Origin of the sequence: Bacillus sp. FSL L8-0099, from assembly GCF_038006385.1 — a bacterium.
Classification (GTDB): Bacteria; Bacillota; Bacilli; order Bacillales; family Bacillaceae_G; genus Bacillus_A; species Bacillus_A toyonensis.
In genome coordinates this window covers 2,945,423-2,958,515 of the sequence record NZ_JBBOVC010000001.1, presented here as the reverse complement: position 1 = coordinate 2,958,515, position 13,093 = coordinate 2,945,423, and the positions used below count along the sequence as shown (strand labels likewise).

Sequence of the window (13,093 nt, the reverse complement as noted above, 5' to 3'; positions counted from 1 at the left end):
AGTTTTGAAGTGCACCCCAATTGTTAGACACATAATTAACAATTGGAGGTGCATTTTTTATGGCTAAATTTTCTTCAAAAGATAAAATACAAGCAGTAAAACGATATCTAGAAGGTACGGAAGGCGGAAAAACCATTGCTAATTCTATAGGGGTTCATCCTAGAGAACTTTATCAATGGATTAAACGGTTTGAATTTTCAGGGGAAAAGGCGTTTGAAAAACGCTATACAACTTACTCTCTCGAGTATAAACTAGATGTAATTCATTATATGAATGAAAATGGGACATCTCTGAGAGAAACAGCTGCTTTTTTTAATATTCCTTCTTGCGAAACACTCCGAAAATGGAAAGTAGCATATGAAACAGAAGGATTAGATGCCCTAAAATCAAAGAAAAAGGGGCGTCTAACCATGGCCAAAGAAAAAGCTAAGCTACAACATTTAAAACAAAACGAAGTATCTCTTGAAGGTTCTATAGAAGCGCTACAAGCAGAGAATGAACGTCTGCGTATGGAAAATGACTATTTAAAAAAGTTGAATGCCTTAGTTCAAAAGAAGAAAACATCACAGACCAAGACAAAGCGCAATTGATTTATGAATTAAGGCATAAATACAAGGTCGTTGACCTTGTGAAAGTCGCTAATATCGCTCGTAGTACGTACTATTACTGGATGAAACAAGCGAAACGTCCAGATAAATATAAGAAAGTTAAAGAATTAATTAAAGAGATCTTTAGTGAGAATTTTGGGAGGTATGGTTATCGTCGTATTACATTGGAATTACGTAATCGAGGCCATGCATTAAATCATAAAACCGTTCGACGTTTAATGAATATCCTGGGATTAAAATGTCTTGTTCGATTAAAAAAATATCGTTCATATAAAGGGACTGTCGGGAAATTCGCTCCTAATATTTTAAAACGTAATTTTCACGCATCAAAACCAAATGAAAAATGGGTAACAGATGTGACGGAGTTCCACTTACATGGTAAAAAACTATATCTATCACCCATTTTAGACTTATATAACGGAGAAATTATAGCTTACAATATAGAACATAGACCTGCCTATTCCCTTGTTTCTAAAATGTTGAATAAGGCGTTTCAACGTTTGAATGATAAGGAAACTCCTATTTTACACTCGGATCAAGGTTGGCATTATCAAATGCGACAATATCATCAGTCGCTTAAAAAACATAACGTTATCCAAAGTATGTCCCGTAAGGGAAATTGCTTAGATAATGCAGTCATGGAAAATTTCTTTGGCTTATTAAAGTCTGAATTACTTTATCTTAAAGAGTTTGAAAGTATGGAACAATTTAAGCAAGAACTAGAAACTTATATTCATTACTACAATCACAAAAGAATTAAAACAAAACTAAAAGGATTGTCCCCTGTGCAATACAGAGTTCAATCCTTAGTAGCTGCTTAATATATTTGTCTAATTTTTTGGGTTCAGTTCAGTTTAATAGGAGTCTTTTTGTATACATCATTTTTTCTTTTTCTTCAAACTCTTCTCATACGCATAAAGCTTATGAACCTCTTCTTTAAATTCATTCAGAAGTACAATGTTTTCACCATTTGAATAACGTACTGCATTATACGCATCTATAATAATATGCCTCTGAATATGTATACCTTCATCATCATGAATTCTTTCTAACCATACTTCAACTGTTTCTCCTCGTTCCCGGTTTAAAGGAGGGGATAATTTACTTTCCAGTTTGAAAATTTCTTTTCGAATTTCATTATGTGGTGGTTTATTTCGCTTCATTCGTTTTTGGCTCATACCTTCTTTATCAGTAATGATTGTAGATTCGAAGACTGGTATATTTGGTAAACTTAAATGTTTTCGATGTTTTATTATTTTCCAAACGATATAAATGGCGATGGTGGTACAGACTATTATGGTTATGCTATTTATAAGAGTTGGATCAAAAGGAAGTGGCTCCAGATCATCTTTAATAGTAGGATCTTTTAGATTCCCTTTATTCGACCAAAAATCATCTGTTTCTTTTAATGCAGCTGCCGAAAACAACGGATTGATAGCGTATCCGAATCCTAACGCAACTACTTGAACGATATAAGAAAAAACAAGACGAATATAAGGGAATACCGGAATAAGTAAAGCACTAATTGTTCCAATAGCAATAATAGAAGTGAAACGTAATAGCTGTTGATTACGATTTGAACCTGTTTGCCAAAATGTAATCATAATGTGTAAAACTAATAATAACAATTTCCATAACGGTGGAAAAGGGGCATGAAATATAGCTGAAAATACAAACCATAAAATACCGCTTAACGACTTTTGCACCGGATACCCAGGTCCAATTGCATGTACGATAAAGAAGAAAAGCGGTAACATAATTGTGCCAAAAAGAGAAAAAGGTAGGATGAAAGAACAACCGACTATTTGAGCAACTAACAGTATTACAAATCCTGTTGTTTTTTTCTTCATTAATTTATTAATAAGAAGTACTCCTACATAACCGGTCGCTAAAAATATAGCAATACCAACTATTTCGTCTCTTTCCGTTAATAACGAAAGGAGAAGCAGCAGAATAAAGTCATTAACGTGATAGAGCCAAGTTTTCAACTGCTTCCACCATCCCTTCAATATTTATGAGAAATGTAGGTTGCGTTAGAAGAGGGAGCTCATTCTTCTGTATACCGATGTAAATCATCGTAGACGAGCGTTCTCTTTTTCTCGTTACATAGTGAAGAAATCCTTGTTTTGGAAGAAGTGTACTATCATCTGAAATACGTGCCAATTCCTCTAATGCCTTCCCATAATGCATTTGTCCTTCGTTTAATGGTAAGTGCAGAGGGCCACCTTCTGCTAATACACTAATAAACAATTCAAACGGAATTTGCTGCTTCGTTGCGTACTGGCAAATATATGTTGCATATGAAATAAGTTCTTCTACATCATCTCTCCAACCAAACCCGCGATTAGCAGCTAAAGAAAGACAAATCGTCCAGCTATAATTTTTTACTGGTTCATATTGTTTTGCTTGTAATTCCTGCATTTTAGCAGATGCTTTCCAATGAATAGAGCGGAATGATTCACGTTCATATCGTTTCACACCGATAATAGATGTTTCATCATTGTAAAAAGAAAAATTCGTTCGATATGAACCATTTAATAGTTGCTGAAGTTCTTGCAAACCTGCTACTTCTTTAGGAGAAGGATACACAATAATTTCGGTCTTTAATTCATCAAAAACAGGTAAATGTACATTCAATTGATGAAATGGATCTTTTAATACACATTCGAACTGTTCAATTTGAAACACACCGCGCTTCGTCGCAGTTAATGTTAAATCCCATTTTTGCGCTGAATGTGCAGGTTGTGAAAATGGAAAGGAGAATAATGTCTTTGAAATTTGTTCAATTCCTTGATCTTTATGCGGTATAAGAGATGAATGTAAATGAAAATAACAAACCCCATTCACGAGTGGTATGCTTGCTCCATTTTTTAAATGAATAAAAAATGGTCCAGTTTCATCAGGAAATAGCCGAGTCGTCTGTTTCTCATTTATAACTTGAAACTTTTTCTCTATGAAAGCGACGTATTTATAAATGAAAATCGCAAATAAATAATAGAAGAAAAAGAGAAACATAAACATTCGTTGCGGGAAAAAGAATGTGAAAAGTAACGCGACTGGCACAGTTAATTGAATAATATGAAGCTGGAAAAATAAAGGTACAGTTACAACGCGTTGACCATTCATGCTTGTTCAATCTCCACAGGTACATCAACTTCTTTTAAAATCCTTTGCATAATTTCATTTTTTGTCGTGCGTAATGCACCTTCCATTGATAAGACGATACGGTGATTCCAAACAGAAGGAACTAAAAATTGAATATCTTCAGGCGTACAATATTCTCTGCCACGTAAAAAGGCTAATGCTTGAACTGCGCGCACTAAAGCTAAAGTGGCACGTGGGCTTACACCGTTAGCAATGTAATCGTGATTTCGAGTAGCTTGCGCAAGTTTAATTATGTAATGTTCTAACGGTTCTGATACGAAAATTTCTTTTACTTGTTTCTGCGCTTCTAAAATGTCTTCTAAAGAGATAACAGATGTAACACTTTCTAATGGTGTATCGTTACGAAAACGTCGCATCATTTGTAACTCATCTTCTGGGGCCGGATAACCAATTGCAATTGTCATTAAAAAGCGATCGAGCTGTGCATCAGGAAGAGGGAAAGTTCCTTGTGATTCAATCGGATTTTGCGTCGCAATAACAAAGAACGGTTTCGGAAGAGGAGTAGACTGTTTTTCAAGCGTTACTTGTCGTTCTTCCATTGATTCTAACAAACTAGACTGTGTTCTCGGCATTGCACGGTTAATTTCATCTGCTAGTAAAATGTTCGTCATAACTGGTCCGAGTCTTAATTCGAATTCGCTTGTTTTTGGATTGAAATATTCAATACCTGTTACATCACTCGGAAGTACATCAGGGGTAAATTGAACACGAGAGAAATTACCACCAATACTTTTTGAAAGTGTTTTCGCCAGCAACGTTTTCCCGGTACCAGGCACGTCTTCACAAGTAGTACATGTCCATCAGCAAGTAGAGAAACGAGTAGTAGATCAATAACATTTTCTTTACCAACAAACACACACCCTATATTTTCTTTTAATGTATGAATCATATGTATCATTCCTTTCATTATAAAAGAGTTAATGTTTCTATATTTTAACAAATTATTCTGAAAATAGGTATGATTTTTCAATTTAAAGAAATGGATATTTAATTATTAAATTATACTTGTATATTTTGGAATATGATTATACAATATCGTTATACAATATATCGTTAATCGATATATCATAAGACGATGTATCGGAGGTAGATATAATGAATGCAAAAGCACAAAAATATATTCCGTTAACAGAGGCGACGTATTACATACTTTTGTCATTAGTGAAACCAATGCACGGATATGGAATTATGCAAATGGTGGAAGAGATGACAAAAGGGGAAGTAAGGCTCGGTCCTGGTACTTTATATGGGAATACGACGAAGTTACTAAAAGAGAAGTTAATTGTTGAAGTGGCCTCTACAGATAGAAAGAAGTGCTATGAGTTAACGCCGTTTGGAAGAGAAGTGGTAGAGCTAGAATATACGAGGCTGCAGAGATCTGTAAGGAATGGACATAGTATATTAGGGGAGTGAATGAATGTTGGAGACAAGGAAAGTATTTAAATTTTTTGCTGGATGGAGTTTAGAAAAAGAGGAAGCCTTTTTAAGAAAAATGCATCAACAAGGTTGGGCATTACAAAAATACAATATAATGTATACGTTTAAGGAAACAGAACCGAAAGATGTAATATATAAAGCAGATTTTAGGTTAGATTATAAAGATACAAAAGAAAAGCAAAAAGAATATATTGAAATATATGAAATGTGTGGATGGAAACATGTAACGAGTTTTGCAAAATGGAATTATTTTTGTAAAGAAGTAGAAGAAGAAAATGAGTTGCCTGATATATATTCAGAAAAGGATACGAGGATACAAAAACTAAATGAGTTATTACTATTCTTTGTAATTGTGTTTGTAACGATAATGCCAACGTTTTACTTATGTTTTCTTGGACCATCAGAATCTAGAATTCCTTATATATTTAAAGGTATGGTAGGGTTTATAGGTTGTATGTATTTATATATATTTATTAATATAACTTGGAAGATTAAACAGTTGAAAAAGGAAATATTGTAACAAAGAGTGGAATTATTAAAGAAGGGGGATATGGGAATTATCTTCTTTAATTCTTATATATTTTTATTTTTGTTCGCTATTTTTTACACAATAAAAATATGTGTATTCAAGGTATAGAACGAACAATTGTAGATGGAGATATCCCGTAACAATACCTAAAAAATCATAAATAAGGAACTACTGATTAACAATATTTTATCCCGCATTAACGGGCAGTAAGACCCCCAACTCAAAATTCAGCGAAAGCAAAAAAGTTAGGTGGGGGATCAACTACCCGTAAAATCCCGATTGGTGAAGGCTAATAATCAGTGGGGGATGAACAAAACCTCCACTGATTTAAAGTTTCACTTTATGAGAAAGACTGATTTTGAGCAGGTTTAATAAATTGTTCAGGGTTTTCAACAAGTCCGCATACAGCGCATTGGACTCGGTATGTAGGTCCTTGATAAGCCATATGAAAAGCATTCATCGTTTCATTAGTATACTCTTCTTCTACTTGACCAGTTTGAGGATTTAACTTTACTGGTTTTACTTGTTGCTCAAGAATGTTAAAGCGAGTACGATTTGTTTTACAGCTTGGACAAAGCATTGGTTCCATATGTATACACCTCCATTTGTAGCATTTCTTAAACAGTATAATTTTATGCAAGTAAAAAAACTTTCTCAATATAAATAGGTGTTTAAAGTATTTAAAATTCAGAAAAAATAAAATATAATAAAAGTACGAACTGGTTATGTCCAAACCAAATCTCCTGTTTTATGCCAATAAGCTGGGAGGCCGAGAAATCGGCCTCATTTTTTTATGTTCATTTGTAGGAAGAACAAGGTTTTTTTGTAGTTTTTGTCGAATTTTTAGGGATGAATACAAAAGGGGGATGTAACATGAATTTAAAAATGAAATACATCATTTTATATGTAGAAAAGTTTGAAGAATGTTTAAGATTCTATAAAGATACTTTACAGTTACCTATAAAAGCTGAGCATGGTACATATATTGAATTTAATACTGGATCTACAATATTAGCGATGAATACACGAGAAGACGTGAAAGAATTAACAGGACTACCGCTTACAGAAGGTGAATTACAATCTTCTCACTTCGAATTAGGATTCGTAGTTGAGAATGTACAAGAAACAATTGAGCAATTCAGAGAGCAAGGTATTAAAGTTTTAGTAGAACCAATTGTGAAACCATGGGGACAAACAATTGCCTACATTGCTGATCCAGATGGAAATTATATTGAAATTTGCAGTTCATTAGAATAGAGGGAGAAAAAGAGATGGAATTTCCGAAACTAGAAACAGAACGTTTACTTTTAAGAGAACTTACACTATTAGATGCAGAAATGATGTTCCAATATTTTTCGAAAGAATCTGTTATACGATATTTCGGAATGGATTCTTTCGAAAATATTGAGCAAGCGAAAACAACGATTCAAACGTTTAAAAATCGTTATGAAGAAGGCAATGTGTTTCGCTGGGGAATAGAGAAAAAAGGGACGGACCAATTAATCGGAACGTGCGGATTTCATTTAATTAACAATCATCATAAACGAGCTGAAATTGGTTATGAATTAGATGATATATATTGGGGAAAGGGATATGCATCCGAAGCATTACAAGCCATCTTAACTTACGGATTTGAAAAGCTGCAACTTATAAGAATCGCAGCTGTCGTATATGTAGAAAATAAGGCATCTCAAAAATTGCTAAAAAAAGCAGGGTTTCAAGAAGAGGGATTACTTCGAAAACATATGATTCAAAATGGAGTTGCTCATGATACCATTTTATTTTCTTTATTAAAAGAAGAGTGGAAGAAGCAATGAGTACGAGTGAAATTATAAGTATAATGAAGAAACATAAAGAAAACCGATTCATTATCGGAATAGATGGTTTAAGTCGTTCAGGAAAAACAACATTCGCAACAAAATTAAAAGAAAATATGAAACAAGAAGGCATTCCGTTTCATATTTTCCATATTGATGATCATATAGTGGAGCGTAATAAACGATATCAAACAGGATATGAAGAATGGTATGAGTACTATCATTTACAGTGGGATATTGCATACTTGCGGCAGAAATTTTTTCAAAAGTTACAACATGAAACGAAATTGAAATTGCCTTTCTATTATGATGATACAGATTCATGTGAAATGAAAAAAGTCCAGATCCCTATTGTAGGTGTAATTGTAATTGAAGGAGTTTTTCTACAGCGAAAAGAATGGAAAGATTTCTTTCATTATATGGTGTATTTGGACTGTCCAAGGGAAACAAGGTTTCAGCGTGAAAGCGAAGAGACACAAAAGAAACTTTCAAAGTTTCAAAACAGGTATTGGAAAGCAGAGGAGTATTATTTAGAAATGGAATTGCCGAAGGATAGGGCGGATTTAGTCATACAATGATTCGAAAATAGAAGGGTGAATACAATGAATATTTTGTGGGATTTTGATGGGACGTTATTTGATACGTATCCTGCATATACGAAGATGCTTTCTGAAATATTAGGTGATACAGTAGATGAACAAGAAATATACAAAAACTTGAAAATATCATATTCTCACGCAATTCATTATTATAATATTTCATGTGAGCAGGAAGAAAAGATTAAAATTTTGAAGAAGAAATTTACTCCAAAAGATATGAAGCCTTTTGCTGGTGTCGAAAAGGTTTTGAAATTTGCAGATAAAAATGTAATCATGACCCATAAACATAAAGCAGGGGTTATGGAAATTTTAAAATATTACGGATGGGATAAATACTTCGTCGATATGGTTACAATTGACGATGGTTTCCCTCGAAAACCGAATTCTTTAGCGTATGATCATTTACATAGGAAGTACAATATTGATTTAGCTATTGGAGATAGAGAGTTAGATTTATTACCTGCAAAGGAATTAGGTATTTCAACATGCATGTTTCAAGGGATTTGTGATGTAGCGGATTATTCTTTGGCACATTACTCGGAATTTTTTAAGGTAGTGGTTGATAGAGAGGTTTCTTTATAAATGGTTTGAAAATAACCTTTACTTTTCATACAAAAAGTAGAGGTTATTTTATATGTAGTAGGTTAATTATTTTAGGAAGCTTTTTCAAGAGCTTTATTAGTTTCTTTAAAAGGATTGGCTTTACAGGTTATACATGGTACACCTGCATATATATTAGTAGAAGAAAATTTACTTTCGTTAGTTTCAAATTAAAATAAGATTTTTAATAATGGAGAGGGGTTAAGATATGGACTTTCAAAAAATGTTTAAAAAATATCGAGACGACCATCAACATCCAATGAATAAATTTTTTCACTTTATTGGTATTCCTACAATTATCATTTCTATATTCATTTTATTCGTGAATTGGAAATTAGGGCTATCATTATTTATATTAGGATGGATTTTTCAATTTGTAGGTCATGCAATTGAAGGTAAGAAGCCGACTTTCTTATCAAACCCAGCATATTTGGTAGTAGGTCCAATATATTTTTTAAAAAAAGTATTAAAAAGAAATTAACTCAATAAAAGTGCTATAGGCGGTAAAATAAAACCAAATTATAGTTATTCGTGCTAGTATGAAATCATAGCTATACAGAAGGGGTGGGTTATGATGAAAACCGAAATAGTCCTCAAAAAGAAGTACAGTATAATAAGCTATATATCTTTACTTATTGGAATTTTGTGTTTTTTATTCGTTTTTATAACTCCAACGAGGATAGCGAATGCGGGTAATATAGTGGGAGATTATATTACTATTGCTCTTACAGGCGTAGGTATCATACTTTCAATAATTATAATGACGAAAAAAACAGAGAAGAAGGGGATAGGTATTCTTTCATTCATACTGTCCTCATCATTTTTTATATTTTGGATTATCACGATTATCTTATTGTTTACTGGTCAAATTAATTTCGCACCGTAATGTGCAATAAAAAGAGTCCTTCATGTGAGAAGGACTCTTTTTATTCGGTATCTTCAGGTTGATATTCTAAAATATCTCCTGGTTGACATTCTAATGCTTTACAAATTGCTTCTAAAGTTGAAAATCGAATCGCTTTTGCTTTTCCGTTTTTCAAAATAGAAAGGTTAGCCATTGTAATTCCAACCTTCTCCGAAAGCTCTGTTACACTCATTTTTCTTTTCGCTAACATTACATCAATATTAATTATTATTGCCATATTATTCACCTCAGACCGTTAAATCATTTTCTGATTTTATATTAATAGCATCTTTTAATAGTCTTTGGAGAACGGCAGCAAAGACAGCGATAACCAATGAAGCAAAAATCATAATCATTCCAATAATAATAATGCCCGGGGCGTCATCTCTCTCTGCCACGAGATAGAAAAGCGGCATGCCTAATACATATAATACACTAATTGTTAATGCACTGTTCTTAATATTTTTCAACGCTTTTACAGACAATTTTGAGAATGCGTTGTTTTTGTCAATATAGTTTAACAGCTTAAACGTTTGGTACAGTGCGAAATAGTAAGGTATTGCTGTTGCGTATAAGTTGATAAATACAAGATATTTAATATATGCAATATCAGGATATAATTCTGCAGCGAAATTCCCTATTTTAGGAACTAAAAAAATGCACATAGCAAGAACAGGAATTCCCATAAGAATAACAGCCGTCTTTAAAAAGAGTGTTGATCCTTGTTTCATAAAAAGCACCTCATTTAATTATTATCTATATAATTTAACATGTAATTTATTGTTTAACAATAAACTTTTATTTAATTTAATCGTGTTTTTATTGATAAACAAATTTTTATATGATGAAGAGAATAATGACACTTTAATAGTAGAGAATATAGGGCTGTGACATATAACATTATTTAATTAATGAACGAAAGTGACGGTAATTGTTGTTAGCTTTATGACAATAGGGAACTAATAAAAAAGAACATATATAAGTTTGTATAAACGTAATGGAAAATTGGATCTTGTATATAAAAGAATGTGAAGTTTATGGAGGAACAAAAATGATGAAATTGAGTAAAAAAGTGAAGGGGATATTATTAGTATCAACTGTAACATTAAGTGTATTAAGTACTGAAAGCATGATGAATTATCAGGCGGCCGAAGCTAAGGTGAAACAAGTAGAACATCAACCAAAAAATATAATTATGATGGTTATGGATGGAACGAGCTCTTCAGCAACAACGTTAGCTCGCTTGTATAAAGGGGCACCGCTTGCATTAGATGAAATCATAACGGGAGGTGTTCGCACATATTCAGCAGAATCCGCTATTACAGACTCAGCCCCAGCAGCTACAGCTTTAGCAACAGGGAATAAATCAAATTCAGGATATGTAGGTGTATTGCCATCTATTGTGAATTCACCTAGCTTAAAACCAATTAAAGAAGAGGAGAAGCTGCGGCCAGTTGCGAACGTTCTAGAAGGTGCAAAGCGCTCTGGTCGCGCAACTGGAATTGTTGCTACATCTGAAATTCAACATGCTACTCCTGCTGGGTTCTCTGCCCATCATGCTAACCGCAAGCATTTTGACATAATTGCGAAGCAGCAAGTGTATCAAAATATAGATGTCGTATTAGGCGGGGGAAAAGCAGTACTACAGCCTGTGAAAAGAAATGGAATCCGTAAAGATGGTGAAGATTTAGTTAAAGTGATTCAAGATAAAGGATACGACTTAGTTGAAACAAAAGATGCATTATTGAACTCTAAATCTGATAAAATTTGGGGCTCTTTCTCACATAATGCCCTTGCGTTCGATATGGATCGTGAAGTAACAAATCCAGAGCAACCAACACTTTCTCAAATGACGGAAAAAGCAATTCAAACATTATCAAAAGATAAAGATGGCTTCTTTTTATTTGTAGAAGGAAGTAAGCCAGATTGGGCAGCCCATGCGAATGATCCAATTGGGATTATTAGTGATGTATTGGCATTTGATAATGCGGTTGCAGAAGCATTAAAATTTGCGAAGAAAGACGGTAATACGATGCTCATTGCTGTAGCTGACCATGGCAACAGTGGTATCTCTATTGGCAATATGAATACGACAAAGGGATATAATACTACACCTGTATCTGCATACATTGCCCCATTGAAAAAGGCGAAAATGACACTTGAAGGGACTACAAATAAACTGAAATCTGATTTATCAAATGTAGAAGGTGTAGCTAAACTATACGGTTTGGACAATCTAACTCATGATGAAAAAGAAAAGTTAAAAGCGGCAAAAAAGAAAATGGATGTAGGTCGAATCCTTACTACGTTATTGGCTAATCGTGCAAATATTGGCTTTACGACAGGAGGACATACAGGTGAGGATGTATTCTTATACTCTTTTGGACCACAAAAACCAGAAGGCTTAATCCAAAATATAGACATTGCGAAGACGATGGCGAAAGCAATGGGCTTTAACTTAGAAGAAGTAACAAATAAAATATTTTTAGAGAGTGAACAAGCCTTTAAGAGAATTGGTGCCACTGTATCAATCGACAAAACCGATGTAGCAAACCCAGTGCTCGTAGTAAATCATAATAAAGTGGAAGCTCAATTAAGTGTTAATAAAAATATAATTCGTATTAATGATAAAGAGTATGAATTAGAAAGTATTATTGTAGAGAGTAATGGGAAGTTCTATGTACCGGAAGAAGCAATTCAATTATTTGTAAAGCATTCTCGTTAAAAAATTGCCAACTAGTTAACCTTGCTAAGCTAACTGGTTGGCAATTTTTTGTGTTTTGTCCTGTAAATAGTGATGTTTGGATTCTGCCGCAAAGTTTTCCAGAAGAGACTTATATAAATGCAAAAGGGAAATTTTATTTTTTTCTTAAAATAAAGAATTTCGTTTGTAGAACAGTCTCTCCGCAACTTTATCAATATGAAGTTTATGAAAAAGAACACGCCATTCAGCCTGCATACTGGGGTGGTTATATACGACATAATGTGATTCAACGCAGAGTATATAATCAACAGAAGCAGTTTATAGAAGATCAATATGTAACGGAGAATCACGCTATAATGATGTACGAACCACTTTTAGCTTGTAATAATGAAAATATTGAGTAATATGGTAAACCCATAGATTATATAGTATAGAATGTATGTAATTGTTATTTTTATCAAAAAAGTATAAATCCTAAAGTTACTTGGTTTTCATTGGAATGAAAATAAGAAACACAGATGTGAAAAAGCACTGTGTTTTTTTTATGTATTTATTGGAAAAAAACTCGAATTATCGGCACAAATGCTCCTTCTTTATTATTATAGAAGCTATTTTGGACGTAAGTAATTTGTAAGAAATGAGTAAGAAAAAAGAGATTTTCATTGTATAAAATATTTATTATATCTACACATAACACCTGATACTAATAGTATGCTATAATATGAATTAG

15 protein-coding genes and 2 pseudogenes are annotated in these 13,093 nt (G+C 33.2%); 11 read left to right on the top strand and 6 right to left on the bottom strand.

What is annotated here, in order from left to right:
* The first annotated feature begins 59 nt into the window (after window positions 1–59).
* A protein-coding gene (locus MHH42_RS14995) for an IS3-like element ISBth167 family transposase (RefSeq protein WP_087949097.1) occupies window positions 60–1,429 on the top strand; the annotation gives its coding sequence in 2 pieces (ribosomal slippage) (window positions 60–525 and window positions 525–1,429; 1,371 coding nt in all).
* Between the two features lie 57 nt (window positions 1,430–1,486).
* On the opposite strand, the gene MHH42_RS14990 is transcribed toward MHH42_RS14995, so the two are convergent.
* From MHH42_RS14990 to MHH42_RS14980, 3 genes and pseudogenes are all read right to left on the bottom strand, one after another.
* Window positions 1,487–2,596, bottom strand: a complete 1,110-nt coding sequence (locus MHH42_RS14990; RefSeq protein WP_016108659.1) for a DUF4018 domain-containing protein — start codon at window positions 2,594–2,596, stop codon at window positions 1,487–1,489.
* On the bottom strand, window positions 2,571–3,734 hold the full coding sequence (locus MHH42_RS14985) for a DUF58 domain-containing protein (protein WP_070173383.1): 1,164 nt from the start codon (window positions 3,732–3,734) through the stop codon (window positions 2,571–2,573). The genes MHH42_RS14990 and MHH42_RS14985 overlap by 26 nt, the downstream gene beginning before the upstream one ends.
* Window positions 3,731–4,662, bottom strand: a pseudogene (locus tag MHH42_RS14980) (AAA family ATPase). Before MHH42_RS14980 ends, MHH42_RS14985 begins: the two are co-directional and overlap by 4 nt.
* 206 nt (window positions 4,663–4,868) lie before the next feature.
* Between MHH42_RS14980 and MHH42_RS14975 the strand changes: the two are divergent.
* Window positions 4,869–5,186, top strand: coding sequence for a PadR family transcriptional regulator (locus MHH42_RS14975; RefSeq protein ID WP_016108656.1), 318 nt, complete (start codon window positions 4,869–4,871; stop codon window positions 5,184–5,186).
* A gap of 7 nt (window positions 5,187–5,193) precedes the next feature.
* Window positions 5,194–5,730, top strand: coding sequence for a DUF2812 domain-containing protein (locus MHH42_RS14970; RefSeq protein WP_033668588.1), 537 nt, complete (start codon window positions 5,194–5,196; stop codon window positions 5,728–5,730).
* A gap of 349 nt (window positions 5,731–6,079) precedes the next feature.
* On the opposite strand, the gene MHH42_RS14965 is transcribed toward MHH42_RS14970, so the two are convergent.
* A complete protein-coding gene (locus MHH42_RS14965; RefSeq protein WP_000433610.1) occupies window positions 6,080–6,328 on the bottom strand; it encodes a hypothetical protein in 249 nt (82 codons plus the stop codon).
* Window positions 6,329–6,612: 284 nt separating this feature from the next.
* On the opposite strand from MHH42_RS14965, the gene MHH42_RS14960 reads away from it, so the two are divergent.
* From MHH42_RS14960 to MHH42_RS14935, 6 genes are all read left to right on the top strand, one after another.
* A complete protein-coding gene (locus MHH42_RS14960) occupies window positions 6,613–6,996 on the top strand; it encodes a VOC family protein (RefSeq protein WP_001049858.1) in 384 nt (127 codons plus the stop codon).
* 14 nt (window positions 6,997–7,010) lie between these two features.
* On the top strand, window positions 7,011–7,556 hold the full coding sequence (locus MHH42_RS14955; RefSeq protein WP_000395622.1) for a GNAT family N-acetyltransferase: 546 nt from the start codon (window positions 7,011–7,013) through the stop codon (window positions 7,554–7,556).
* Complete coding sequence (locus tag MHH42_RS14950; RefSeq protein ID WP_340893532.1) at window positions 7,553–8,134, top strand: kinase; 582 nt, start codon at window positions 7,553–7,555, stop codon at window positions 8,132–8,134. The genes MHH42_RS14955 and MHH42_RS14950 overlap by 4 nt, the downstream gene beginning before the upstream one ends.
* A gap of 24 nt (window positions 8,135–8,158) precedes the next feature.
* The gene (locus MHH42_RS14945; protein WP_001024225.1) at window positions 8,159–8,737 is read left to right on the top strand and encodes an HAD-IA family hydrolase; all 579 of its coding nucleotides are present in this window, start codon (window positions 8,159–8,161) and stop codon (window positions 8,735–8,737) included.
* A gap of 226 nt (window positions 8,738–8,963) precedes the next feature.
* Entirely contained in the window at window positions 8,964–9,236 is a 273-nt protein-coding gene (locus MHH42_RS14940; RefSeq protein ID WP_000347330.1) for an Mpo1-like protein, read from the top strand.
* Between the two features lie 93 nt (window positions 9,237–9,329).
* The gene (locus MHH42_RS14935) at window positions 9,330–9,641 is read left to right on the top strand and encodes a hypothetical protein (protein ID WP_000845545.1); all 312 of its coding nucleotides are present in this window, start codon (window positions 9,330–9,332) and stop codon (window positions 9,639–9,641) included.
* Between the two features lie 40 nt (window positions 9,642–9,681).
* Here the strand turns inward: MHH42_RS14935 and MHH42_RS14930 are convergent, their stop codons facing one another.
* Both MHH42_RS14930 and MHH42_RS14925 read right to left on the bottom strand, forming a co-directional pair.
* Window positions 9,682–9,897 carry a helix-turn-helix domain-containing protein gene (locus tag MHH42_RS14930; RefSeq protein WP_000974611.1) on the bottom strand — a complete coding sequence of 72 codons (216 nt, stop codon included), beginning with the start codon at window positions 9,895–9,897 and terminating at the stop codon, window positions 9,682–9,684.
* 10 nt (window positions 9,898–9,907) lie between these two features.
* Window positions 9,908–10,390: a DUF2975 domain-containing protein gene (locus MHH42_RS14925; RefSeq protein ID WP_000809100.1), complete on the bottom strand. Its 483-nt coding sequence runs from the start codon at window positions 10,388–10,390 to the stop codon at window positions 9,908–9,910.
* A gap of 320 nt (window positions 10,391–10,710) precedes the next feature.
* Between MHH42_RS14925 and MHH42_RS14920 the strand changes: the two genes are divergently transcribed.
* Entirely contained in the window at window positions 10,711–12,384 is a 1,674-nt protein-coding gene (locus MHH42_RS14920; RefSeq protein ID WP_340893531.1) for an alkaline phosphatase, read from the top strand.
* A gap of 167 nt (window positions 12,385–12,551) precedes the next feature.
* Window positions 12,552–12,767: pseudogene (locus MHH42_RS14915) on the top strand (VanW family protein); the annotation flags it as partial.
* Window positions 12,768–13,093: the final 326 nt, after the last annotated feature.

Bases quoted from the DNA above. Each gene is read 5' to 3' on its own strand.
- MHH42_RS14975 (WP_016108656.1), top strand. From the start codon at position 4,869: ATGAATGCAAAAGCACAAAAATATATTCCGTTAACAGAGGCGACGTAT.
- MHH42_RS14950 (WP_340893532.1), top strand. From the start codon at position 7,553: ATGAGTACGAGTGAAATTATAAGTATAATGAAGAAACATAAAGAAAAC.
- MHH42_RS14955 (WP_000395622.1), top strand. From the start codon at position 7,011: ATGGAATTTCCGAAACTAGAAACAGAACGTTTACTTTTAAGAGAACTT.
- MHH42_RS14940 (WP_000347330.1), top strand. From the start codon at position 8,964: ATGGACTTTCAAAAAATGTTTAAAAAATATCGAGACGACCATCAACAT.
- MHH42_RS14925 (WP_000809100.1), bottom strand. From the start codon at position 10,390: ATGAAACAAGGATCAACACTCTTTTTAAAGACGGCTGTTATTCTTATG.
- MHH42_RS14960 (WP_001049858.1), top strand. From the start codon at position 6,613: ATGAATTTAAAAATGAAATACATCATTTTATATGTAGAAAAGTTTGAA.
- MHH42_RS14935 (WP_000845545.1), top strand. From the start codon at position 9,330: ATGAAAACCGAAATAGTCCTCAAAAAGAAGTACAGTATAATAAGCTAT.
- MHH42_RS14965 (WP_000433610.1), bottom strand. From the start codon at position 6,328: ATGGAACCAATGCTTTGTCCAAGCTGTAAAACAAATCGTACTCGCTTT.
- MHH42_RS14920 (WP_340893531.1), top strand. From the start codon at position 10,711: ATGATGAAATTGAGTAAAAAAGTGAAGGGGATATTATTAGTATCAACT.
- MHH42_RS14945 (WP_001024225.1), top strand. From the start codon at position 8,159: ATGAATATTTTGTGGGATTTTGATGGGACGTTATTTGATACGTATCCT.
- MHH42_RS14985 (WP_070173383.1), bottom strand. From the start codon at position 3,734: ATGAATGGTCAACGCGTTGTAACTGTACCTTTATTTTTCCAGCTTCAT.
- MHH42_RS14930 (WP_000974611.1), bottom strand. From the start codon at position 9,897: ATGGCAATAATAATTAATATTGATGTAATGTTAGCGAAAAGAAAAATG.